Below are 23,082 nucleotides of genomic sequence, written 5' to 3' on the forward strand. Positions count from 1 at the left end.
GGCCGCCGGTTGATCAACTCTTCGACTTCGGCACCGTTCCGTGGGCCATAGCTCGCGATACTCAACAAATACTGCTCGTAGTCGGTGGCGATGGGAGCTGCCTGGCGGAGGATTACGGGCCACCGCGCCATCCGGTCGGCGGCCTGCAGTGACGGACTGCGAAACCGCTGGGATGCGGCCGAAACGAAGCCGTGGTTCATGCGGCGTGGTAGTGGTCCGCCAACTCGGCGATGGCGCGGGTCATCTCGGCGCGGGCCTCGGAAGGGCCGACGACCTGGACGTCGGTGCCGAACTGCAGCAGGTGGCGGACCGCCTCCACGACAGGGTAGGCGACCTCGACCCGGAGCCACTCGTCGGTTCCGGCCTCGGGGGCAGGTGGCGCGGTGAAGTAGCCGCCGGCGATACGGGTCACCATGTCCAGCCGCTCCCGGCGCACCCGGACGACGATCGTGACGCCGACGCTGCGGTCTTCCACTTGGCGGCGCAGGTCGTGCCAGACCTGGGTCAGCTCTGCGCCGGGGCGGCGGCGCGCTTCGGCCGCGAGGAGGCTGACCTGCGACAGCCGGTCGGTTCGGAAGAGCCGCGGTTTGCCCTTGTGGTCGGCGACCAGGTACCAGGTGCCGGCCTTGGCCACCAGCCCGTAGGGGTCGAGGGTGTAGGTGCGCAGCGCGGTCTGGCCGCTGTGGCGGTAGCGGACGCGCAGCCGACGGTCGCTGAGGACCGCGGTGTACAGGGCCTCGAGGTCGGTCTCGGGGCGGGGTGCGGCATGCCAGCGGTCGGGTTCGATGAGGATGCGGCGGCTGGTCAGCTCGGCCGCCGGGCGGTGCGGGGCGGGCAGCGCGGCCATCACCTTGCGCAGCGCGGAGCCGTGGGCGTGGTCGAGGCCGAGCGCCGAGTGGGCGCTCTGCGACGCCAGCACGAACAGCGCGCGGGCCTCGTCGGTGGTCAGGCCCGTGACGTCGGTGCGGAAGCCGGCCAGGAGCCCGATGCCGCCGTCCTGGCCACGCTCGGCGTACACCGGGACGCCGGCCGCCGACAGTGCTTCGACGTCGCGGTAGATGGTGCGCTGCGACACCTCCAGGCGCTCGGCGAGTTCCTTGGCCGGGACCAGGTCACGGTGCTGGAGCAGCAGCACGATCGAGAGCAGGCGGTCGAATTTCACCTGAGCAGAATATGACGGCAGATGTCATATACGCCCATCAAGATCGCTCCCGTTGGCACGACGAAGGAGCAGGACTGTGGAGCGTCACGACATCGAGACCCTGGCCGCCCGTACCGAGGGGCCTGTGCTGTTGCCCGGCCAGGAGGGCTTCGACGAGGAGCTGACGGGCTTCAACCTGGCCGTGCGGCACCATCCGGAGGTGATCGTCGGCGCCGCGCGGGCCGAGGACGTGGCGGCGGCCGTCGACTTCGCAGCGGCGCACGGCCTGCCGGTAGCCGTACAGAACACCGGGCACGGCTTCTCGGTGGCCGCAGAGGGCGGGCTGCTGGTCACCACCCGGCGCATGGCCGCTGTCCGCGTCGACCCCGAAACGCGCAGTGCGTACGTCGCAGCAGGCGCCCGCTTCGACCAGGTGATCCCCGAGGCGGCACGGCACGGCCTGGCGCCGCTGAACGGCTCCGCCCCGCACGTGGGCGTCGTCTCCTACACCCTGGGCGGAGGGCTCCCTCTGCTCGGACGCAGCCACGGCTGGGCCGCCGACCGGGTACGGGCCATGGACGTCGTGACCGCCGACGGGCGGCTGCGTCACGCCACCCCGAACGCCGAGCCGGAACTGTACTGGGCGCTGCTGGGCGGCCGGGACAACTTCGGCATCGTCACCGGCATGGAGTTCGACCTGGTCCCGGTGGCCCGGCTGTACGGCGGCGGGCTCTTCTTCGATGTCGAGCAGACCCCCGGGATCCTGGAGGCGTACGGGGGGTGGGCCGCCACGGTGCCCGACGAGATGAACTCTTCGCTGGCGCTGATTCCCTTCCCGGACGACCCGCAGGTGCCCGAGCCGATGCGCGGACGCCATGTCTGCCACGTGCGGATCGCCTTCACCGGCTCGACCGAGGACGGCGAGCGGTTGGTCGAACCGCTCCGCCAGGCCGGTCCCCGACTGCTGGAAAACCTGCGCGACATGCCCTACGAGCAGAGCGCCGACATCCACGACGATCCCCCGGTCCCCATGCCGTGGGCCGCCGACAATGCCTTGCTGGCGGACTTGGACGGCGACACGGTCCGTACGATCCTCAAGCACACCGGCCCCAGCACCGCACTGCCGGCCATCGTGGAACTGCGCCACCTGGGCGGCGCGCTGGCCCGCCAGCCCGCGCACCCGAACGCCGTCGGCCATCGCGACGCGCGCTTCATGCTGGCGGTCCTCACCCCCTTGACGGGAGACTCCACCGCCGACGCGCACGCCTTCCTGGAGCGCATGTTCAAGGACCTGGAGCCCTGGACCAGCGGCCGGTTCCTCAACTTCATGGGCCACGGCGACACCGCCGATCAGGAACGGACCCGCACCGCCTACACCACGGACGACCACAGGCGGCTGACCGCTCTGAAGGCCGAATACGACCCCCAGAACATCTTCCGCCTCAACTACAACATCCCGCCGCGCGCCGCCCGGTGACGTCGAGTGCTTGGAGACCTCATGACACCGTCATCTGCGGACGTCGCCCCGACGCATCCCCGCAGGCCGGCGCTACCTTCGCTGCGCCGGATCCTCGCCATGGACGCCGCCGGAATGATCGTGTTCGGGCTGGTGTACCTCCTCGTCTCCGGCCCCCTCGCCCGGCTGCTGGGGGTCGGCGACAAGCTGGTGCTGACCACCGGCGGCCTGATGCTGACGATCGGCGCGGGCGTCGCTCTGCTGGCCCGGCGAGCTGATCCACCCGCCGCATCGGTATGGCTCGTCGTCGCGATCGGGGCCGCGTGGGTGGCGGCGAGCTTCGCCTCCCTCGTCCTCAACTGGTGGGACACCAACACCGTCGGCACGGTGTGGACCGTCCTGCAGACCATCCCCGTCTCGGTATTCGCCCTCCTGCAACTCGCCGCACTGCGTGGCAGAACCTGACCGCTGGCTGTCGTCCCATCCGCACCGAGCGGACCACGTAGCGCCACCAACTCTTGGAGACCCCTGTGACCGCAGATAGTCGGCCCGTCAACGTGCCGAGCCCGGTCGTCACTTTCATCAACATCTTCGAAATCTCAGCCGAGCACCTCGATGCATTCATCGCCCAGTGGGAGCAACGCGCCGCACTCATGAGCACCAAATCCGGCTTCATCGACTCCCGGCTGCACCGGGCCCGATCCACGGAGACACGGTTCCAGCTCGTCAACGTCTCTCACTGGGAGAGCCGGGAAGCGTGGGAGGCGGCCACTGCGGACCCTGAGTTCGGTAGGCGCACCAGAGCCGCGCAGGACGGCCCGCAGACGCAGATCACGTCAAGCCCGGGTCTGTACGACGTCGCCGTCGAGTTCCCCGCAGCAGCTGCCGAGCCCGAGGCAGCTCATGGCAACCAGGAACTCCAGGGCCAATGACCGGAGCCGCGACAAACGTGTCACCGACGCCAACTACCTTGATGAACCACGCGCCTTGAAGCGGCCGGCCGCCGTTCCAACCCACAGAAGAGCCACCGCGACGCTGACCAGTGGGTTGCCTCTCGAAGCGGTGCGCTGCCTGCCGGGTCACTGCCCTTCACGCGTGGGCGACCGGTCAGTGCCGCCCAGCCAGGAAAGCGGCCCCGTCCGGAGTCGTGGCGGCGCCAGTGTTCACAAAGGCCAGATGCGGTGTGCTCGAGGGTCGGCCCGTCGCGTTCCGTTCAACCGTGGTGATCGTGACGCCCTGTGAAGAGGCTCGACGTCTCCAGGACAGCGCGGCGAACGAGGCAGACGGACCCTGGACTGAGGCGGCCTGGTTCGGACGGGTGATACCGGAAGGAAGCACCGAGCTTGATGAATTCTCTTGGTCTGATTGTCCGTTGTTGGCAGCCCTCCGAGCAGGCGGTGAAACGGGCCGCGCTGGCCTCGGTGATGACGGCCGTCCTCATCGTGGTCACCGGCGGCGCGGTGCGCCTCACCGAATCCGGGCTCGGCTGCGAGACCTGGCCGAAGTGCACCGACGACAGCCTGACCCCGACCGCTGACATGGGTATCCACGGCGTGATCGAGTTCGGAAACCGCATGATGATCGGCCTCATGGGCGTCGTGGCCGGCCTGGTCATTTTGACCGCCAGGTCGCGTACACCGGTGCGTCGCGATCTTGGCCGGCTGGGCTGGGCGCAGTTCTGGATCATCATGGGCAATGGAGTGGTCGGCGGCATCACTGTGATGACCGGGCTCAACCCGTACATCGTCAGCTCGCATTTCCTTCTGGCCATGGCACTGCTCACCGTGGCCGTAGTGACCTGGCAGCGCGCCCGGGAGGGGGACGCCCCAGCGCGTTACCTGGTGACGAGGCCACTGCGGCAGCTGACAGGGCTGCTCGTGGCATCCGCTGCAGCACTGATCGTGATCGGCACCGTGGTGACAGGCGCAGGGCCGCACGCGGGCGACGCACGCAAGGTGCACCGGATCCCGCTGGACTGGCAGGAAATCACCCAAGTGCACGTGGACTTCGTCTACATCGTGGTGGGCCTGACCGTGGCGCTCTGGTTCGCGCTGCGCGCTGTGTCAGCGCCTGCCGTCGTCCGTCGTCGGGTACTGGAGCTCCTCGCCGTGTTGGCCGGCCAGAGTGTCATCGGGTATGTGCAGTACTTCACGCATCTGCCGGAGCTGGTCATCGGTGCCCATATGTTCGGCTCGTGCCTGGTGTGGATTGCGGTACTGCGGATCTTCTCCGCGCAGAGCCAGCGCTCCGAACTGCCGGCGCGGCCCATGCAGGACGGTTGATCGTCCCGCACGTCGGCCGCTTCCTCACGCCGCAGCAAGCGGTGGCACGCGCCTCGGCTCGGTGCGGCGGCCCAACCGCCTATGCCGCCCCCGGTACCACCTTCTGGGGCGTGCATCGAAAGTGCCTGGTGAGGATGGCGGAGAGAGCCCATTTTGTGATCCAGAAAGATTGGATGGTCATGCTTGAGACTCCCCGTTTGATCCTGCGTCGCTGGGGCGAGGAAGACGTTGCGCCCATGGCTGCCGTCAATGCCGACCCCGAGGTCATGCGGTGGATCCGTGACGGCAGCGTCCGTGACGAACAGCAGACTCGCGGCGGGGTCCAGGCATGGGAGAGCGAGTGGGAGTCACAGGGCTTCGGCCTGTTCGCCGTGGAGATCCGGTCCACTGGCGAGCTGGCCGGGTTCACCGGCCTTTCGGTGCCCGACTTCTTGCCGGAGGTACTGCCGGCGGTGGAGGTCGGCTGGCGGCTGGGACGTTCCCACTGGGGGCAGGGCCTGGCTACCGAGGCCGCGAGGGCTGCTGTGCGGTTCGGGTTCGAAGAGCGAGGGCTGGAGCGGATCGTCAGCATCGCTCAAGTGGGCAACGACGCCTCCGAACGGATCATGACCAAACTGGGGATGCATCCGGTCCGTGAGACCGTCCATCCCACCGGCGGTCGGCGAGTACGGGTGTTCGAGTTGTCGTCGGACCAGTACGTCACAACCACTCGTTGATGGCGGCAACGAGGACGGTAGCCTCGTAGCGGACCGCGAGTTTGTCGTACCTGGTGGCCACGGCTCGATGCGTTCTGTGCCTGCTGGCTCAGCGAATTGGGCAGCTCACCGACCAGAATCCAGGATCTGGAACGCCGCCTGGCCCTGCTCGCGGACTCCATGCCCCGCAGTTGCTCACTGTGGTGGGCATCGGTCCGGACGCGGCCGTCACTTTGCTGATCACGATGGGGGACAACCCGGAACGTCTGCACAGTGAGGCGTCCTTCGCCACGCTGTGCGGGGTCAGCCCCGTAGAACGCTCCTCGGGCACTCGGCACTACCGTCGCCTCAACCGCGGCGGCGACCGGCAGGCCAACGCCGCCCTGCACCGGATCGTGCAGACCCGCCTGCGCTTCGACCCACGCACCCAGGACTACTTTGAGCGCCGCGTCAAGGAGGGCAAGACGCGACGCGAGATTGTTCGATGCCTCAAACGGTACGCCGCCCGGGAGGTGTTCCACCTGGTCAGGCCCACACAGCCATGACCTCCGTGATAGGGGCTGTGTGAGAGGTGAGGAACCCCCGTCGGCTGGCTCCGGCGGGGGTTTCTGCGTTCGGGATGGGCCTGGTGCGTGGTGTTCGACGCGGTCTTGCTGTGCTGCGGCTCGCTGTGCTCGACGGGGGCAGGGAACGCGGCGGTGACGATGCGGGTGCGGTGGCCGGGGTACAGCAGAGGGCGGGGGCGTTGCGCGGCAGACGAGGGCCCTGGGGAATTCCGTACTGCTTGGGTACCCGGGCGAATGGCCGAGCTCGGCATAAACACCGACGTCGAATGACGTGACCGGATAACAGTTATGCGGTGTCGCAGCTGTGGAAGATCAATGAGCATGTCCATGACTCCGGAGCAGGTCCGGAACTTTGTTCGGAATGAGCTGCTGGATAGGTGTTGGCAGCGTCGCAGAATCAGGATGCATCTACGGCCTCACCTGCTGAACTCCTTCTTGGGAGCTGCCTTGGGTAGTCCAGTGGCCCCGCTCTATCGACCCCCGTTGTCAGTGGTGGCCTCTACGGTTCATTTGTGGCTGACATGGGATTCCTGTGCGTGGCCGTAGGGGCATGGGTGCTGGCCGTGTGGGATGCGCTTTCGCCGTTGGTGAGAGATGCCGTCGCACCCGCCGAGGGTAGTGAGGGGCAGGATGCATGGAGTTGGACTACGACCGCCTGGTCGCATTGCGGAAGCAGAGCGCCGCGTGGCGGCTGCTGACGGCCGGCAATGCGGCGCTGATGCTGAGCTTTTTCAACAAGGTGTTTGTCGAGCAGGGGGCTCGCTCCATTGCCGGTACGGAGCTGGTCGAACGCTTGGATGACGAGTTGTTCGCGCTCAATGAGCGGCTGGGACAAGGCGCGTTTCCCAAGTCTGCGAAGGCGTATCTGGATGACTGGTCGGCGCCGGAGAACGGCTGGCTGCGCAAGTATTACCCGCCGGATTCGGATGAGCCGCACTATGACGCCACGTCTGCGGTCGAGAAGGCCATCGCGTGGGTCCGGTCGCTTGAAGAGCGTACGTTTGTCGGCACGGAGTCGCGCCTGAATACGATCTTCGATCTGTTGCGGCAGATGACGTTCGGGACCGAAACCGACCCCGAGGCGCGGCTGGCGGAGCTCACGCGGCGTCGGCATGAGATCGACCAGGAGATCGCGCGGGTTGGGGCCGGCGAGGTGGACGTCCTGGACAGTGCGGCGTTGCGGGACCGCTACCAGCAGGTGACAGCGACGGCCTATGGGCTGCTGGCCGACTTCCGCGAGGTTGAGGCGAACTTCCGGGGTCTGGACCGCGACCTGCGGAGCAAGATCGCCGCGTGGGACGGGGCTAAGGGTGAACTCCTGGATGAGGTGCTGGGCAGCCGGGAGAGCATCGCGGAGTCGGACCAGGGCCGGACCTTCCAGGCGTTCTACGACTTCCTGCTCGCTCCGAGCCGTCAGGACGAGCTCAAGGTGTTGTTGGCCGAGGTAGAGGCGATGGAGGCCATCGGAGAGCCCGACCCGAGGATGCGGCGCATGCCCCGGGACTGGCTGGAGGCCGCCGAACGTACCCAGACCACAGTGAGGCAGCTGTCGGATCAACTGCGCCGGTTCCTGGACGATCAGGTGCGCTCGGAGGATCGCCGTGTCCTGGAGCTGGTCCGTGGGATCGAGTCTCAGGCCCTGGCCCTGCGCGATGTGCCCGGCGTGGGACTGGTCGCCGAGATCGATGCGGCAGCTCCGGCCATCGCCCTGCCGATGGAGCGGCCTTTGTATGCGCCGGTGGTCAAGACACCGATCGACAGTACCGGGATCCAGGTAGGGGACGAGGAGTTCGCCGCCGACGCTTTGTTCGAGGCGGTGTATGTGGATCCGGCCCGGCTCGCGGCTGCGGTGCACCACGTCCTTGACTCCCGCACACAGGTGTCCTTGACCGAGACGCTGCGCGAACACCCCCTGGAGCAGGGACTTGCCGAACTGGTCGCCTACTTCGCGTTGCCGGACGACGGGTTCACCACCGTGTTCGACGACCACCGTCAAGAAGAGATCGCTTGGATCGGCGAGGACGACGTCCAGCAGGTCGCCACGGTGCCCGTGGTCACCTTTGCCCGCACCAGCCCCGGCATCGCCTGGGCGTCCAGCCTGAAGGAGGGGCGATGACCAAGCCTGCCACCCCCACTCCGCAACAGCCGTACACCCTCTCGCTTCCGGTCAACCAGCTGCTCAAGGGACCGGTATTCCGCGACCAGCACGAGCGGGCCTGGGATGCCCTGCTGCACCACAGTGCCGGTGTGAAGGACTACGTCGAGGTCATGGGGCTACGCCTGGTGATCGACGAGATGGAGGGCTACGCCTTCCTCCAATCGAAGCCCGACGACGAAGACGACGTCCGAGACCCCCGCATGGCGCCGCCGCGGCTGATGCCCCGCCGGTCGCTTTCCTACCCCGTCAGTCTACTGATCGTGCTGCTGCGCAAGCGGCTCGCGGAATTCGACGCAGGCGCGGACGGCACCCGCCTGATGATCAGCCGGGACGAGATCGTCGAGCTGATCCGCACGTACCTGCCGGCTGGCAGCAATGAGGCACGTCTGGTCGACCAGATCGACGGTCACATCAACAAGGTGGTGGACCTGCAGTTCCTGCGCCGGGCCCGCGGTCAGGAGCAGCTGTTCGAGGTGCAGCGGATCATCAAAGCCTTCGTCGACGGGCAGTGGCTCGCCGACTTCGAAACGAACCTGGCCCAGTACGCGGCCACACACACTCCCCAGGAGAAGCAGCGGTGATCCCCGCCCAGCCCGGCCCCGCCGACACGGCCCCCTCCACCGACGTTGCCGCGGCCGGATTCCGGCTGGAGCGTCTGGAGGTCTACAACTGGGGCACGTTCGACAAGCACGTGTGGTCCTTCGGCCTCGGTGGCGCCAACGCGCTGTTGACCGGGGACATCGGCTCCGGCAAGTCCACCCTGGTGGATGCGATCACCACCCTGTTCATGCCCGCCCACAAGATTGCCTACAACAAGGCTGCCGGCGCGGAGAGCCGCGAGCGCAGCCTGCGCTCCTACGTCCTGGGCCACTACAAGTCCGAACGCAATGAGACCACCGGGACGACCAAGCCGGTGGCGCTGCGCAAGCCGGGCAGCTACTCCGTCATCCTGGGCGTGTTCCATAACCCGGCGCTGGCGGCGACCGTCACGCTGGGGCAGGTGTTCTGGCTGGCCGATCCGAACGCCACCAGCCCCGAGCGGCTGTTCCTCGTCGCCGACCGGGCGCTGTCCGTCGCCGGAGACTTCGCCGACTTCGGCACCGAGGTGCGGGCTCTGAAGAAACGCCTCGAAGCTGGCGATGTCCGCGTCCACAAGACGTTCCCGCCCTACAGCAAGGACTTCCGGCGCCGTATGGGCATCGAGTCCGAGCAGGCGCTGGAACTCTTCCACCAGACGGTGTCGATGAAGTCGGTGGGCAGCCTGGACGACTTCGTGCGCAGTCACATGCTCGAACCGTTCGATGCGGCGGCCATGACCGACAACATCGTGAGTCACTTCGACGCGCTGACCACCACCTACAACTCGGTTCAGCGGGCGCGCGCCCAGATCGAGGCTCTCACCCCGCTGCTTGAGGACTGCGACGCCTACGAGGGCCTGGCCGCACGCATCGACGAGGCCGACGCCCAGCAGGCCGCCCTACGGTACTTCATCGCCGAGCGCACGTCGGTTCTGCACGAAGCCCAGCGCGCCGAGCTGGAAAGGATGCTCGCCCGCCTGGACAGCGAGAAGAAGACCGCGAAGGACGAGCTGGATCGGCTGCGGGGCCAGGAGCGCCGGTGTGAACTGCAGCGTGAGGGCCTGGGTGGCGGGCGCCTGGGGGAATTGGAGCGCCAGATCGAGGAGACGGAGCAGCGGCGGGCCGCTCAGCAGAAGCGCGCCCGCCAGCACTCCGCCCTGCTGGAGCAGGCCGAGCTGGCTCCGGTCACCGATCAGGCCCAGTTCACCGACCGGTTTGAGGAGATCGCCCGGGCCCAGCATGACGTCGCCGCCACGACACAGGAGACGCGCACGGCGCTGGAGACGCTCGCGGTCGAGGCCGCACGGCTGAAGCAGCGGGCCGAGGACCTCAACGAAGATCTGATCAGTCTGCGCTCGCGCCGCAGCAACATCCCCCGAAAGCAGTTGGAGGTACGCACCCGCCTGAGCCGTGAACTCGGCATCGAGGAGAGTGTCCTGCCGTTCGCCGGCGAACTCATTCAGGTCCGCGACGAGGAACAGGAGTGGGCCGGAGCCGCCGAGCGGCTGCTGCGCGGCTTCGCCGTGTCCCTCCTGGTCCCCGGCGACCAGTACGCCCGTGTCTCCGACTGGATCAACGACCACCACCTGGGGACGAAGCTGGTCTACTTCCGCGTCCCGGACAAGCTCCCGCCGCGGCGCCTGCCCACAGGCGTGTCCACGGTGCTGTTCACCAAGCTCGAAGTGCGCGACGACTCGCCGTTCGCCCCGTGGCTGGCCGGCGAGCTCGAACGCCGCGCCTCCCACGCCTGCGTGTCGACCATGGAGGACTTCCGGCACGCCGAACTGGCCATCACCGCACAGGGATTGATCAAGGGGGCGCGGGGCCGCCACGAGAAGAACGACAGCACCCGCATCGACGACCGCAGCACTTATGTGCTTGGCTGGACGAACCAGGCGAAGATCGATGCCCTCCTGGATCAGGCAGGGCGGGTCCATGGCGCCCAGCGCGAGATGGAGAAGAAGAGGCGCGGGCTGGGAGCCGCCTACGAGGACGCCATCAGCCGTGACAAGGTCCTCGACCGGCTGGCGGCGATGCAGGACTACAGCGAGATCGACTGGCCGTCCGCGGTACGGCGCATCACCGAGCTGACCGGCGAGAAGCAGCGTCTGCAGGCCGACTCCAAGGATCTGGACGAACTCACCCGGCGCCTTACGGAGATCGCCGGCGAAACCACCGAACAGGAAGTCGCCTACGAGAAGGCCAGCCAGAGCTGGGGCCGGGTCTGTGGCGAACGGGACGCCGCTGAACGCGCTCGCGACGAGGCCCGCGCCGTACTCGACGAACCGGCTGCCGGCGATGCGCAGGCCCACTTCCCGGCCCTCGAGCAGCGCCTGACCACAGCCCGGTTGGCGTGCCGGACCGCGCAGGAGTGCGCGCAGACCGAAACCCGGCTGCGCGAGGAGATGACGGCGCACAAGCACCGCTGGGCCAAGGAGCAGACTCGCCTCGCCCAGACGATCGCCGCCCAGATGAGCGCCTTCCGCAACACCTATCAGGTTGAGACCAGCGAGCTCGACGCCTCCGTCGCCTCCGCCCCCGGATACCGCGCTGTGCACCAGCAGCTCGTCGCCGACGACCTGCCGCGCTTCCAGGGCCAGTTCCGCACCTACCTGAAGACCAACGTGATCCGCGAAATCGCCGGATTTCACGCGCAGTTGAACATCTGGGCCGACGAGATCGGCGACCGCATCAACACCATCAACGAGTCGCTGGCCGACATCGACTACAACCCGGGCCGCTACATCATGCTCAAGCCCGAGCAGACCCCCAACACCGAGATTCGCGAGTTCACTACGGAACTGCGCGCCTGCACCGACGACGTCCTGTCCGGCGACGACTCTGACCTGTACTCCGAGGAGAAGTTCCACCAGGTCCAGCGCCTGATCGAACGCTTCAAGGGCCGCGAAGGCTCCACGGAAAGCGACCGCGGCTGGACCAAGCGTGTCACCGACGTGCGGTACTGGTTCGTCTTCAGCGCCAGCGAACGACGCCGCGAGGACGACTCCGAGTACGAGGTGTACTCCGACTCCGGCGGCAAGTCCGGCGGCCAGAAGGAGAAGCTCGCGTACACCATCCTGGCCGCCTCCCTCGCCTACCAGTTCAAGCTGGACACGACCAGCAGCAGAAGCCGTACCTTCCGCTTCGTTGTCATCGACGAAGCCTTCGGCCGCGGCTCGGAGGAATCGGCCCGCTTCGCCCTGGACCTCTTCAAGCGCCTGGGCCTGCAACTCCTCATCGTCACCCCGCTGCAGAAGATCCACGTCATCGAGCCCTATGTGTCCGCCGTCGGCTTCGTCGATAACCCGACCGGACACCACTCCCGCCTACGCACCCTGACCATCGCCCAGTACCGCCAAGAACGCCTCGCCCACACCCTGGCCGCCCTGCAGCCCGCGTCCGGGCAGGGGCGTTGACATGGCAGCCACCAACAGCTCCGACTGGACCACACCCCGCGATGTCGTCGCGCGTCTGCGTAAACGCTGGGAGCGCGGCGACTACCTTGCCGAACTCGCCAACGGCACCGACTGGGAACCCTTCAGCATCCCCCTGCGCGGCCCCAAGGCCGGCGACATCACCCAGCACTACGAGGCAGCCCTGGCATGGGCCAGGTCATGGGCTCCTGAGGTACACAAGCACGTGCGCATCGAGCACCGGCGGCTCGGTGGGCGCCTGGCCGGCGTGAACGACGTGCCCGCTCGGGTATGGATCGAACGCCGCGAAGACCTGTGGAGACTCCTGGGCGTCACCAGCACGGTCCACCGCTACGAACTTCTCCTGGCCTGCGCCCGCGAGGCCCTGCCCCGCCTCGCTACCTGGATGGCCGATCACCCGATGAGGGTCGTCCGGTGGGAAGCCGACTGGCCACGACTGCAGGCCACCATCCGGTGGATCAACGGCTACCGCGGGCCGGCCGTCTACCTGCGCCAGCTCGACGTACCCGGTGTGGACACCAAGTTCATCGAACACCACCGCGCCATCCTGACCACCCTGCTCGAGCACTGCCTCCCCAGCGACCGCATCGACACTGAGGCTGCGCGCACCGACTTCGCCGCCCGCTTCCGCTTCCTACGCAAGCCCGCCTACTTGCGGTTCCGGCTGCTCGGTGACGAGTCACTGGCAGGCTTCAGTGAACTCACGGTCCGTGCCGACGAATTCACCTCCCCGCCGTCCGGCATCACGACCGTATACGTCGTCGAGAACGAAACCACCTACCTGGCCTTCCCGAACCAACCCCGCAGCATTGTGATCCTCGGCGGCGGCTACGCCGTCACACAACTCTCCGCCCTGTCATGGCTCCACCACAGGAGCCTGATCTACTGGGGCGACCTGGACACCCACGGATTCGCCATCCTCGACCGGCTGCGCCGAGCATTCCCGCACACCCAGTCCATCCTGATGACCAGGAACGTGCTGTTGGAGCACCGCAACCAATGGGTGAAGGAGGATGCCCCCACTCACGGGCACCTCGCCACACTCTCACCGGAAGAAGCCGATCTTCATGAAAGCCTTATGGAAGGGGAATTCGGTCACAACGTACGACTGGAACAAGAACGCGTGCGGTACCACCTGCTCGAAGGTGCCTTGAACGACCTCCACCAAGAGTCGCGCAATCCAACTGCCGGGACTGCTGACGCCGAGCAGGGTGAGGAAGTCTGCCGTATCGTCACTGTTCAGTCCGACTAGCGGATCGCCCCTGGTGCGCCCCGGGCCCCGGGTGCCTACCGTTGCGCGGGCTGTGCCCAGGCGCTCTGCGCTGGGCCCGAGAGTGGTGCTGTTCCGGCTAGCACCCTGGATGCGCAGGACGCGCTGATGCTCGGGTAGCTCGTTGGCGTGGCTGAGCGGCCTGCCGATGCACCGCGCGGGGAGGGCTGGTGTGTGGGCCCGGCAGATGAGTTCGTCGTGGGTTAGGTGGAGGGACCGCAAGGCGTTCGCATGTGAGCGACCCCGCCCCCCCCCAGCCCAGCACCGCCAGGCGGCGAGCGCGGAAAGGGGCACGGTGGCCACCGCTCCAGAACAGGCGCAGCCGAAAGCCCAACCGCCTGCGGCCCAGGCGAGCGCGCCGCACGCGCGCGGGGCATCCAGAGGGGGCCTCGGGGCATGCGCGTAGCCCACTTTGCTATCGGTTTCGGTGCGGAGCCCGGCGCGGTACGCGCCGAGATCCGTCTCGACAGTCCCCTCGGCGCCGGATACCGAGCCTGAGAAGCGCTCAGGAGACGATTTGGGCGAGAGCACCGGTCAGGGCGGCCGCAAGGGTGAGCGCGGCAGCGAACGTGGTGGCGGCTCGCATGAGGGCAGCGGGATAGGTGGCGCCATCCAGCCGGGCGAGCAGGCCCGCAGCGGCGGCAACCAGTAGGGCGAATATGACGACCAGCGCAGTGAAGAGAAGGACAACGACGAGACGGGTCACGGCAGACTCCTTGCAAAGGTGAGGCGTTGACGTGACGAAGGTCGCGGAAACGATGTTCGCCGGGGTCCGGCTGGACAATGATGAACACCGGCGAACACATCGAGCCGGAGCGGGACGGATGCACGACGAACCTAGCGAGCTGGCGGCGCTTATCGAGCTGCGCAAAAGGCTCACCGACGGCCTGGCTCGTGCCGGGCTGAACAAGACTCAGCTCGCCGCCCGAGCAGAACTGGGCCGCACCACCGTGCAGGAGGCGTTCCAGGCGGGCAAGCCCGCTCCATCGGCCGAGACGGTTGTCGCGCTGGCACGCGTGCTACGCCTGCCAGACCAGCAACTACTAGATCTGCGGCGCGTCGCCGCCGGAGAGATCGACCCTGGCCTTGGAAAGGACCACGGCCCGGGCAAGCCGATCACGGAGTGGGACCCTCACGACTTGGAGGTGCACCCCGCCGGGGTCGGCTCTGGGGCCTTGCCCCAGCGGGTGCTGCCTGGCTACGTCCCGCGTAGCCATGACCGGATCCTCGCCGACGCGGCGCTGGAGGCCGGACAGGGCAACAGTCGGATGCTGGTACTGGTCGGAACGTCCTCCACTGGCAAGACAAGAGCCTGTTGGGAGGCCATTCAGCCACTCGCGACCCGCGGGTGGCGGCTGTGGCACCCGTTCGACCCGACCCGAGCCGAGGCCGCCCTCGACGACCTCGAACGCGTCGCGCCGTGCACAGTGGTCTGGCTCAACGAAGCCCAGCACTACCTCGGCAACCCCCAGCTCGGTGAGCGGATCGCGGCTGCCGTCCATACCCTCCTCACGCACCCCAAGCGCCGACCGGTCCTCGTTCTGGGCACGCTCTGGCCCGAGTACGCCGACCAGTACACAGCCCTGCCCCCCCCGCTGCCTCCCCGGATTCTCACAGCCGGGTCCGAGAACTACTCGCCGGACGCATCCTCACCATCCCCGACACCTTCGACCAGGACGCACTGCGGACCGCATCTGTCCTGGCGCATGACGGCGACCAACTGCTCGCCGACGCTCTCACCCGAGCCCACACCCACGGACGAATCACCCAGGACCTCGCCGGCGCCCCCGAACTGCTACGCCGCTACGAGCACAGCACACCGACCGCCAGGGCCGTACTGCAGGCGGCTATGGACGCACGCCGTCTTGGTGTGGGCCTACACCTCCCGCAAACCTTCCTCACGGATGCCGCGATCGACTACCTCAGCGACCAGGACTACGACGAACTCACAGACGACTGGGCAGAGGCGGCCTTCGCCGACCTCGCCCGCCCCGTCCACGGCAAGCAGGCACCCCTGAGCCGCACCGGTGCCCGGCCCAGGCGCCGCCCACCCGGCGCCCCGACATCGGCGCCCACGCCCTCCTCAGTGACCGGACCAGTGTTTCGGATCGCCGACTACCTCGAGCAGCATGGCCGCTCCACCCGGTTGCGGCTGTGCCCACCCGCATCGTTCTGGGCCGCCGCCCACGCCCACCTCACCCACCCCGACGACCTCGGCAACCTTGCGATCGCCGCTGAACGAAGGCACCGCTTGCAGTGGGCACAGCACGTCCGACTCCGCGCTGCCGACGCAGGCCACCCCTACTCCCTCATCTATCTGGCACGGATGCGGGAGGCGGCTGGGGACATGGAAGTCGCTGAATCCCTCTACCAGCGAGCCGTAGACGCCGACGGCACCAGCGATCTGACTGAACTGGCGGAGCAAAGGAGAGGGGCCGGGGATCCGGAGAGCGCCGAATGCCTCTACCGGCGGGCCGCGGACGCCGGCGACGCAGACGCCTTGTTCCTCGTGGCGGGGCGCCGGAAGGCAGCCGGAGACCGTGAGGGCGCCGAAGCCTTCTACCAGCGGGCCGCAGACGCTGGCCGTGTTGACACCCTTGTCGATCTAGTGGAGCTGAAGGAGGAGGCCGGGGACTGGGAGGGTGTCAAAGCTCTCTACCAGCGGGCCGCCGACGCCGGCGACACCTACGCCATAGCCCGTATGGCAGACATGCGGGAGGAGGCCGGGGACCAGGAAGGTGCCGAAGCCCTCTACCGGCAGGTCGCCGATGCCGGTGACACCGGTGCTCTGATCTACCTGGCCGAGCTGAAGGAGGATGCCGAAGACTTCGACGGCGCCGAGGCCCTCTACCAACGTGCCGTCGATGCCGGCGACACCGGTGCTCTGATCTACCTGGCCGAGCTGAAGGAGGAAGCTGGAGACTTCGACGGCGCCGAGGCCCTCTACCAACGTGCCGCCGGTGCCGGCGACACCGGTGCTCTGATCTACCTGGCCCAGCTGAAGGAGGAGGCCGGGGACCAGGAAGGTGCCGAAGCCCTCTACCACCAGGTCGCCGATACGGGCGACATCCACACCATGGTCCACCTCGCCGAGCTGAAGGAGGATGCCGGAGACCTCGAGGGTGCGGAGACCCTCTACCAGCAGGCTGCTACCAAACCCAACGCACTGACAGCCCTGGCCCGAATACGGGAACAGGCCGGGGACCGGGACGGCGCCAAAGCCGTCTACCGGCGAGCCGCAGACGCAGGCCACGCTGGCGCCATGGTTCGCCTGGCAGAGCTGCGGGAGTGGGCCGGGGACCAGAAGGGCGCTGAGACCTTCTACCAGCAGGCTGCTGCCACCGGCGACCCCGATACGCTGATCCACCTAGCACGAATGCGAGACGAGGCCGGGGACCAGGAGGGCGCTGAGACCTTCTACCAGCAAGTCGCCGATTCCGGCGCCCTTGACGACGACGAGGTCAAGATGAGGTGGCCCTACGGACTCGACCCGGACGGCTCGCCTACGTCCCCTTGGTCGTGAACTGAGGATGCCACGCGAGAGCGCAGCACACGACTCTTCGTCCGCTGGAACGTCGGCGAAGTCACCGCATACCAGAACATCGCCGTCAGGCCCTCGGGCGCGAACACCGGCTGTGGCCAGTCAAGTCCCCATGGCGTCAGACCCTGCTTGCCACGGTTGGCACCTTCGGCGGCCCCGCTCGCCAGAACGACCTCGTCCACGTTTATCGACGCGATGGCCCCTCGGATCACCGACATGCAGTCGCCTCCGCACGACCCTCAGGAGCCCGTCGACCCTAGGACCAGCGACTCCGGCTGGCCTTCCTTGCGCGGTAGAAGTTTCGCATTCTCTCTAGATCAGGGCCGTTAGTCCGTCGACATTCAGTGCACTAGCCAGCGGCCGGGACGGCCATCAATGTCGAGCGGGCACGTAACTCACCCTGGTCCCTGGGGAGTCGACGTCACCGTGGAACTGCACACGTCGGCTGATCCAGTGTTCGAAGATGGGGATAAGCTCGTTTCCGTGCTGTGGCCGGAAGGCGCCCTCGTACCACCCAAGTCCGTGCCGGTTACAGGAAATGCACAGAAGCCCTCGCACACAGTCCTTGCAGTAGTTCTCGGGCTCGTGCCCGCTGGTGCAGCCGTGGGCATGGTCGAGCTGCCAGCCCCTCTGCCCCGGATCCGAAGTCCCACATAGGCAGCGGCCGCCTTGCAAAGCCAGAATCGCGTCGCGGGCGAACTGTGAGATGCCCCGGCCGTAATGCACGATACACAGGCCGCGCGCACGGGATACAGCCTCGCACTCTGCGTATCGGCATGTCGGTCCCCATTCCGCCTGCGACTTCCACCCCCGTATGGGTGTGAGCTGTTTGCCGTCCGACCATTGCTGATAGTGGGTAGCGCAGTAGCCGCCTGGTCGCATGGCGGGGTGTTGAACTGGCACTTGGTGTGTAGACCCGCTGGCAACTTTGATCTGATAGGTCTGAGCTGAATCCCTTGGCGCGCTTGCTCGTAGCGCGACTTGCACAGCGGCACACCCTCTGACCGGGCCCGGAAGCGTCGCCCGCATCCTTGGAAGCTACATTCTTCTGCGCCTTGGCTCATTGCCCACCCCCAGCCTGCCCCGTGAACGCGCACCAGACTTGAGGGGCAAGCTACCGCATGACTTGCAGTCCGTGGCCGCCCGGCCATGACTGGCAACCAGTTGCCGTCTACAGCACGTGAAAGCTGTCCCGCTCAGACGTCAGCAACGACCGCCGACCCTACGACAGGCCCAGGTCGTCCCAGGTCCAATGGCCGGCGGGTGTGCCGTCGAGATCGAAGCCCCACCGGTCGACAGGTGTGTCGACAGGCACCTCATCGACGTCTCTGGGTGGTATCCGGCTGAGCACCTGTCGGGTGGCTTCGATCTGCCCGACCTCTTCCAGACTTTCCAACAGCCAGGCGGCACCGTCCGGATCGGTGACATCGGTGTCCGACGCGGCACGGTGCGCAAGCAGCGCCACGGCCTCATATTTCCCCATCTTGTCGAGGAGGGCGATCAGCCGCCCCACGCTTTCGGGGTCGCGCACGTCTGTACGGGCAGCCACGCCACGGTCAAGCAAGGTAGTGATCTCGGCTTCCATGCCGAGTTGATGGAGGAACTCGATCAACTCCGCGAGAAGCGCGGGATCGGAGATGTCGGTCTCCTCCGCAGCTCGCGTGGCCAGGGCGGTGAACTCCGCGTCCCGTTGGTGGGCCAACAACGTGCGCAGCAGCAACGACACGGCGTCCGGATCCGAGAGGTCCGCGAAGGTGGCGGCGCCTCGGTCGAAGAGGGTGTGCACGGCTTCCGTCTGATCAAGTTGGTCGAGGACATCGACAAGCCAGGCTACGGCTTCTGGTTCATGAAGACCGACGTGCTCCTCCGGCTGGCGACGTAGCAGGACGGTGATCGCCTCATGCAGACCCTCCTCCCGCAAGGCGTCGAGCAGCAGCCACACGTCGGTGGTGTCGCCGATGTCGATTGACGCTGCCGCCCGGATCGCCAGATTGGCGGCAATCGGGCTGTAGGCGTTGAGTTCCGCAAGCAGGGCCGGCGTGAACGCCATGTCCGAGGTGTCGGCCTCGCGAGCGGTGCGGACGGCAAGCACGTGGTACGCCTCGTCGAGGCCCAGAGTCCGCAAGGCTTCCAGCAGATCGAAACTGCCACCGGCGTCGGTCGCATCCCCGACCTTCGCCGCACGGGCTGCCAGCCGGGCCGCGGCAACGTCCTGTCCAGCTGCGCGCAGCCGCATGAGGAGATGGGCGACCGACTCCGCGTCATCACAGTCGACATGGGCCTCCGGCATGCGCCGCATCAGTGCGGTCATCGCCGTGTGTCGGCCTGTTTCGGCCAGTACCTCTACGAGAAGTCGTACACCGTCCGGGTCGCGCAGAGGGGTATGACGGGCGGCCCACACGCTGCCGTGCGCTTGCGGGTCCTTGGCCTCGTCGAGAAGCTCGGCTAGAGCGTGGGCGCAGGTCGGGTGTCCGACGAGCACGGCCTTGTGCCACAGGTGTACCGCCTGCGTCAGATATCCGTGGTCGCGCGCTGACGTGGCAAGCTCTACGAGGTCGTCCGCATCTCTGGTGTGATCGAGCAGGGCGTGCCACAGGGAGGGCGTTCCCGGCCGGTCCTTGTGCCGAGGGCGGACATGTTGCACGAGATAGTCGGCCGGTTCGAACAGGGCCTCGTCACCGGGTCGGGTGAGCGGTCTGTGCATCGCGGTCAGCGTATGCCGTATGTCAGTGCGCCGTCCGTCGTCGCGTTCCCCCGTGCTCAGGGCCGTCAACACGCCCTCGGCCCAGGCCGCACCGCTCGGGCGCCGACGCGGGTGCAACGCGCCGGCGGCAGCGTCTGCGAGTAATCCGGCGGGCAGCGGACTGCGATGACCGAGGCGTCTTGCGTCGAGAGCCGCAGTCAGTACTGCGTGTTCCACATGGTTGAAGTGGCTGCCGGGACCGCTTCGGTAGGCAGCGAGGAGTGCGGGCCCTCCGCTGAGGTGCTGCACGACGAGGCCATCGGCGGCCCCCGCCCTTAGCGCGTCAGCAAGTCGGCGATCACCGTCCACTTCTGCGGCCTGCGCCATCGTGTGCCACTGAACCAGTTCGGAATCGGAGAAGTGGTCGGGCACCATGACCCTGCGCGCCGCGGAACAGTCCAGCAGGCCTCGGACCTGCCCATGTGGATCCCCTGTGCGACCAGGTCGCGTCAGCTCCTCCCAGTAGGGATCAGTCCACAGGGTCCCCACCGCCACGAGGCCGGGGGTCGTGACCAGTCGCTGCCGCAGCTCGGCCGCTGCCTGCTCCGCATCGTGACCGTAGAAGAAGCGCTGCGCCTCGTTAAGCCAGAGGACTGTGCCGGGACCGAACAGCGCCTGTAGCAGGAGATGCAGAAGGTCACTGGAGCCTGACGGGCGCAGGAGCCGCCGCTGAGGCGCGAGATCAGTCAGAGCTTCGAACAGCGCGCGGGTTTTTCCGGTGGCCGAGTCCCCTGTGAGCATCACGAGCACCGATTCTCCGCCCGACAGGGCCGGTGCCAGATGCGTGCGGATCTCGTCGTCATGCCGTCTGGGCATGTAGGACGTGAGGAACGGATAGCCGCCGGGGTCGGGGGCCGCCAGCACGGCACGGTGCACTTCGAGGGCCTGGGGGCCGACATCGGCAATGAGCTGCTCGTGGACGTACACCCCGGTCCGGTCCGCGGAAATCACAGAGGGAGGACTCGGAGGCTGGGAGCACTTCCAAAGATCGTGCAGCTCATCGAGACCTTCGGGACCGAGACCGACGGCCTTCGCGATCGCGGCGACTGTGCCCCACGACGGGTGTGTAGGTCCGTGGTTCAGGGCCTGGCTGAGTGTGGTGCGCCCGAGTCCAGCACGCAGGCGAAGTTGCTGCATCGACAGCCCGGACCGCCCGCGCAGATCCTGCAGCCGCTCCCGCAGCTTCACCAGGTTCCGAGATAATGCCTCGCCGCTCTCCACGTCAACTCCCCGCCCGGTAGCGTCACCACACTGTTCGGTGCCGTTCATTCTCGTCCACCCGGACCGCAGCGAACACGGACATCGGCAAGGTCTGGTGCGCAGGCAGAGTCGCACTGACGAAGGAGTTCTCGATGTCCCCTGCGTTGCTGGCCACCATGGCAATCTTGGCCGTGACCGTGTCCCTGATCGTCTCCGCCCTGACCGGCGCGGTGGCCGCCTTTCTCGCGCGTGCGGACGGTGCGACACCAGCTGCTGCACTCGTCCGGGCCGGCATCGCGTTCGGAGCCACCCTCTCGTTGATCGCGGTCGTGGTCACCACGGTAGCGGGATTGCTGAACTGACGTTCGGCAATGTCTACACACGTCGTTCCGGCTGATCAGCGCGCGCGGCAGAGAGCCACGAGGAACATCCGAACTATGCAGTGGTACCAGCCGGGTTGGTTTCTCCATGGCGCGCTCGATGTCGGGGAGAGCACGGGGCAGGTTGTCCGGAGCACTGTCGTTGACCTGCTCATCCCCCATCGCACTCACTGCCAGTACCGCTCATCTTCTTCACGTCTGATGCGGTCGCAGCACTCAGGGCACAGATCGGTCTGCCCGCCGACGGCCTTCTCGATCAGCCACGGGGCCCCACAGCCGGTGCATTGGGTGAGAGCCTCCATGCGGAATCGCGCCGCGCAGTTGAGGCAGTGCATCACGCCCTCGTCGGGCGGCTTCACGAACAGGGTCCCGGGGATGAGCGTGGAGTAGCAGCACTCGGGGCAGTCGTGCCAGGGACCTTCCGGATCTTCGACGAATTTCTCCGCAAGGTCCTCGGGCGGCCAGAGGGTGTCGCAGAAGTGGCAGGTGATGTGGTTGTCCGTGGCCAGCAGCGCCGGCTGGCCGCAGTTCGGGCATACGAGGGTGTGGTCCGTCGCGTCCTTCAAGACGGTGGCGCGCAGCCGCCTCATTCGCTCGTCAACGAACTGCTGGATCGACGTGAGTCCTGATCGGACTTCCCCCATCTCCGACCAGATGCGCTCACGTTCGTGTTCCGGCAGTTTCAAGCCCGGGATCAGTGAGTGCCACGCGAAGTGCAAGAGAAAGTCCAGGACGACGGTGGCTCGGGCCGCGACTGCGCGAGCGCTGTGCGTGAGGCCGAAGTGCTGAAGGGCGTTGCGGTCCTTGGTCAGGTCACGGAGGGCTTTGGCCTCTTTCTCGCTAATCTGCACGTTGGCGATGTGCCTCAGGCGCTCGATGGCTGCCGCCATGGTGCAACTGTCGAAGTCGGACTCGTTCAGGCTCTTGGTTGTGGCCTTCCCGGGGTCGCGGAACACCAGGGTCCAGTGCTCCTCGTACAGCTTTGCCTTGATAAGCACTTCCGCCCCGGCCTGGAGGTGGAGCACCGCGTACTTGAGGTCGCGCGGGGAGGGCTCTCCCACGAGGTGCTCCACGGCGCTGCGCAGGTAGTCGACCCCGTTCGGGACGGGCGGGAAGTCCAGAGTGGCTGTGGACGCCGGACGTCGCCGCTGCGATCCCGCCGCCCTTGTCGCCTGCGCGCCGATGTGCACGTTGCTATCCCTCTGGCTCACTGCTCCCCCTTCTGCTGACTCTGTAGCGCTTCGCGGGACTGTCCTGTCACCCAACCGGCCGTCTACTCGGCATGATGTGTTGCGATGGTATAGGCGAGGCCGTCCCCCGCCTGGTCCGTCGGCCTGAGAGGTGGTGGCCGTACAGGTGCCGTATTTCGAACATTTGGGAGTGAATTCAGATGGATAGGTGACCGAAACTGAATTAAATACGATCGTTGTGCATTAAGAGACTTATGCTGGCAAGATGCGGCCCCGGATCCTGAGGGGGTGGCGGCATCTCAAGGGGCTAGTCGCTCCCGTTGCTGTGCGTTCCCCCCAAGGTCCCAGGGTGTGTACGAGCGCAGCAAGGGAGCCGCGATGACCCAGCTCAGTGAGCCGCCTGCCATTCCGTGCCCGCGAGACGGCTCCGCCGAACCACATGGGACCG

At 67.1% G+C, this 23,082-nt stretch carries 17 protein-coding genes and 2 pseudogenes; 12 read left to right on the forward strand and 7 right to left on the reverse strand.

Annotated features, from left to right (window positions below):
- Positions 1–196 precede the first annotated feature (196 nt).
- The gene (locus NUT86_RS32750) at positions 197–1,162 is read right to left on the reverse strand and encodes a helix-turn-helix transcriptional regulator (protein WP_274738885.1); all 966 of its coding nucleotides are present in this window, start codon (positions 1,160–1,162) and stop codon (positions 197–199) included.
- Between the two features lie 76 nt (positions 1,163–1,238).
- Here NUT86_RS32750 and NUT86_RS32755 point away from each other — a divergent pair, with 76 nt between their 5' ends.
- The 5 genes from NUT86_RS32755 (at position 1,239) to NUT86_RS32775 (ending at position 5,595) form a co-directional block, all read left to right on the forward strand.
- Entirely contained in the window at positions 1,239–2,618 is a 1,380-nt protein-coding gene (locus NUT86_RS32755) for an FAD-binding oxidoreductase (RefSeq protein WP_274738887.1), read from the forward strand.
- Between the two features lie 21 nt (positions 2,619–2,639).
- The gene (locus NUT86_RS32760; protein ID WP_274738889.1) at positions 2,640–3,062 is read left to right on the forward strand and encodes a hypothetical protein; all 423 of its coding nucleotides are present in this window, start codon (positions 2,640–2,642) and stop codon (positions 3,060–3,062) included.
- Between the two features lie 65 nt (positions 3,063–3,127).
- Entirely contained in the window at positions 3,128–3,529 is a 402-nt protein-coding gene (locus NUT86_RS32765; protein ID WP_274738891.1) for an antibiotic biosynthesis monooxygenase family protein, read from the forward strand.
- A 414-nt stretch (positions 3,530–3,943) separates the two neighbouring features.
- A complete protein-coding gene (locus NUT86_RS32770) occupies positions 3,944–4,879 on the forward strand; it encodes a COX15/CtaA family protein (protein WP_274738893.1) in 936 nt (311 codons plus the stop codon).
- A 179-nt stretch (positions 4,880–5,058) separates the two neighbouring features.
- A complete protein-coding gene (locus tag NUT86_RS32775; RefSeq protein ID WP_274740697.1) occupies positions 5,059–5,595 on the forward strand; it encodes a GNAT family N-acetyltransferase in 537 nt (178 codons plus the stop codon).
- Here NUT86_RS32775 and NUT86_RS40720 read toward each other — a convergent pair.
- Positions 5,579–5,680 (reverse strand): annotated as a pseudogene (locus NUT86_RS40720) (IS5 family transposase); the annotation flags it as partial. The gene NUT86_RS32775 and the pseudogene NUT86_RS40720 sit on opposite strands and share 17 nt — an antisense overlap.
- 94 nt (positions 5,681–5,774) lie before the next feature.
- Here NUT86_RS40720 and NUT86_RS32780 point away from each other — a divergent pair.
- The 5 genes and pseudogenes from NUT86_RS32780 to NUT86_RS32800 form a co-directional block, all read left to right on the forward strand.
- Positions 5,775–6,119 (forward strand): annotated as a pseudogene (locus NUT86_RS32780) (transposase); the annotation flags it as partial.
- Positions 6,120–6,774: 655 nt separating this feature from the next.
- Entirely contained in the window at positions 6,775–8,256 is a 1,482-nt protein-coding gene (locus NUT86_RS32785; RefSeq protein WP_274738895.1) for a DUF3375 domain-containing protein, read from the forward strand.
- Positions 8,253–8,879 (forward strand): DUF4194 domain-containing protein, encoded by a 627-nt coding sequence (locus tag NUT86_RS32790; RefSeq protein ID WP_274738897.1) that lies wholly within the window; start codon positions 8,253–8,255, stop codon positions 8,877–8,879. Before NUT86_RS32785 ends, NUT86_RS32790 begins: the two co-directional genes overlap by 4 nt.
- Complete coding sequence (locus NUT86_RS32795) at positions 8,876–12,292, forward strand: ATP-binding protein (protein WP_274738899.1); 3,417 nt, start codon at positions 8,876–8,878, stop codon at positions 12,290–12,292. The genes NUT86_RS32790 and NUT86_RS32795 overlap by 4 nt, the downstream gene beginning before the upstream one ends.
- Position 12,293: 1 nt before the next feature.
- The gene (locus NUT86_RS32800) at positions 12,294–13,562 is read left to right on the forward strand and encodes a Wadjet anti-phage system protein JetD domain-containing protein (RefSeq protein ID WP_274738901.1); all 1,269 of its coding nucleotides are present in this window, start codon (positions 12,294–12,296) and stop codon (positions 13,560–13,562) included.
- 523 nt (positions 13,563–14,085) lie between these two features.
- On the opposite strand, the gene NUT86_RS32805 is transcribed toward NUT86_RS32800, so the two are convergent.
- Together NUT86_RS32805 and NUT86_RS32815 are read right to left on the reverse strand one after the other, a co-directional pair.
- On the reverse strand, positions 14,086–14,286 hold the full coding sequence (locus NUT86_RS32805) for a hypothetical protein (RefSeq protein ID WP_274738903.1): 201 nt from the start codon (positions 14,284–14,286) through the stop codon (positions 14,086–14,088).
- A 337-nt stretch (positions 14,287–14,623) separates the two neighbouring features.
- Positions 14,624–15,082, reverse strand: coding sequence for a hypothetical protein (locus NUT86_RS32815; RefSeq protein WP_274740789.1), 459 nt, complete (start codon positions 15,080–15,082; stop codon positions 14,624–14,626).
- A gap of 347 nt (positions 15,083–15,429) precedes the next feature.
- On the opposite strand from NUT86_RS32815, the gene NUT86_RS32820 reads away from it, so the two are divergent.
- Positions 15,430–17,103, forward strand: a complete 1,674-nt coding sequence (locus NUT86_RS32820; protein WP_274740790.1) for a tetratricopeptide repeat protein — start codon at positions 15,430–15,432, stop codon at positions 17,101–17,103.
- A 390-nt stretch (positions 17,104–17,493) separates the two neighbouring features.
- Here the strand turns inward: NUT86_RS32820 and NUT86_RS40725 are convergent, their stop codons facing one another.
- Together NUT86_RS40725 and NUT86_RS32825 are read right to left on the reverse strand one after the other, a co-directional pair.
- Positions 17,494–18,150 (reverse strand): endonuclease domain-containing protein, encoded by a 657-nt coding sequence (locus tag NUT86_RS40725; RefSeq protein WP_446750795.1) that lies wholly within the window; start codon positions 18,148–18,150, stop codon positions 17,494–17,496.
- Between the two features lie 193 nt (positions 18,151–18,343).
- Entirely contained in the window at positions 18,344–21,133 is a 2,790-nt protein-coding gene (locus NUT86_RS32825; protein WP_274738905.1) for a helix-turn-helix domain-containing protein, read from the reverse strand.
- Positions 21,134–21,216: 83 nt separating this feature from the next.
- Here NUT86_RS32825 and NUT86_RS32830 point away from each other — a divergent pair, with 83 nt between their 5' ends.
- Positions 21,217–21,426, forward strand: coding sequence for a hypothetical protein (locus NUT86_RS32830; RefSeq protein WP_274738907.1), 210 nt, complete (start codon positions 21,217–21,219; stop codon positions 21,424–21,426).
- A 185-nt stretch (positions 21,427–21,611) separates the two neighbouring features.
- Here NUT86_RS32830 and NUT86_RS32835 read toward each other — a convergent pair whose 3' ends face one another.
- On the reverse strand, positions 21,612–22,655 hold the full coding sequence (locus tag NUT86_RS32835) for a hypothetical protein (RefSeq protein WP_274738909.1): 1,044 nt from the start codon (positions 22,653–22,655) through the stop codon (positions 21,612–21,614).
- Positions 22,656–23,082: the final 427 nt, after the last annotated feature.

Origin of the sequence: Streptomyces sp. G7(2002), from assembly GCF_028870195.1 — a bacterium.
GTDB classification, from domain to species: Bacteria; Actinomycetota; Actinomycetes; order Streptomycetales; family Streptomycetaceae; genus Streptomyces; species Streptomyces nigrescens.

Coding starts and splice junctions, on each gene's coding strand:
- NUT86_RS32770 (WP_274738893.1), top strand. CDS start 3,944: ATGAATTCTCTTGGTCTGATTGTCCGTTGTTGGCAGCCCTCCGAGCAG.
- NUT86_RS32775 (WP_274740697.1), top strand. CDS start 5,059: ATGCTTGAGACTCCCCGTTTGATCCTGCGTCGCTGGGGCGAGGAAGAC.
- NUT86_RS32830 (WP_274738907.1), top strand. CDS start 21,217: ATGTCCCCTGCGTTGCTGGCCACCATGGCAATCTTGGCCGTGACCGTG.
- NUT86_RS32790 (WP_274738897.1), top strand. CDS start 8,253: ATGACCAAGCCTGCCACCCCCACTCCGCAACAGCCGTACACCCTCTCG.
- NUT86_RS32820 (WP_274740790.1), top strand. CDS start 15,430: ATGGACGCACGCCGTCTTGGTGTGGGCCTACACCTCCCGCAAACCTTC.
- NUT86_RS32800 (WP_274738901.1), top strand. CDS start 12,294: ATGGCAGCCACCAACAGCTCCGACTGGACCACACCCCGCGATGTCGTC.
- NUT86_RS40725 (WP_446750795.1), bottom strand. CDS start 18,150: ATGCGGGCGACGCTTCCGGGCCCGGTCAGAGGGTGTGCCGCTGTGCAA.
- NUT86_RS32815 (WP_274740789.1), bottom strand. CDS start 15,082: ATGGACGGCAGCCGCGATCCGCTCACCGAGCTGGGGGTTGCCGAGGTA.
- NUT86_RS32785 (WP_274738895.1), top strand. CDS start 6,775: ATGGAGTTGGACTACGACCGCCTGGTCGCATTGCGGAAGCAGAGCGCC.
- NUT86_RS32760 (WP_274738889.1), top strand. CDS start 2,640: ATGACACCGTCATCTGCGGACGTCGCCCCGACGCATCCCCGCAGGCCG.
- NUT86_RS32825 (WP_274738905.1), bottom strand. CDS start 21,133: ATGAACGGCACCGAACAGTGTGGTGACGCTACCGGGCGGGGAGTTGAC.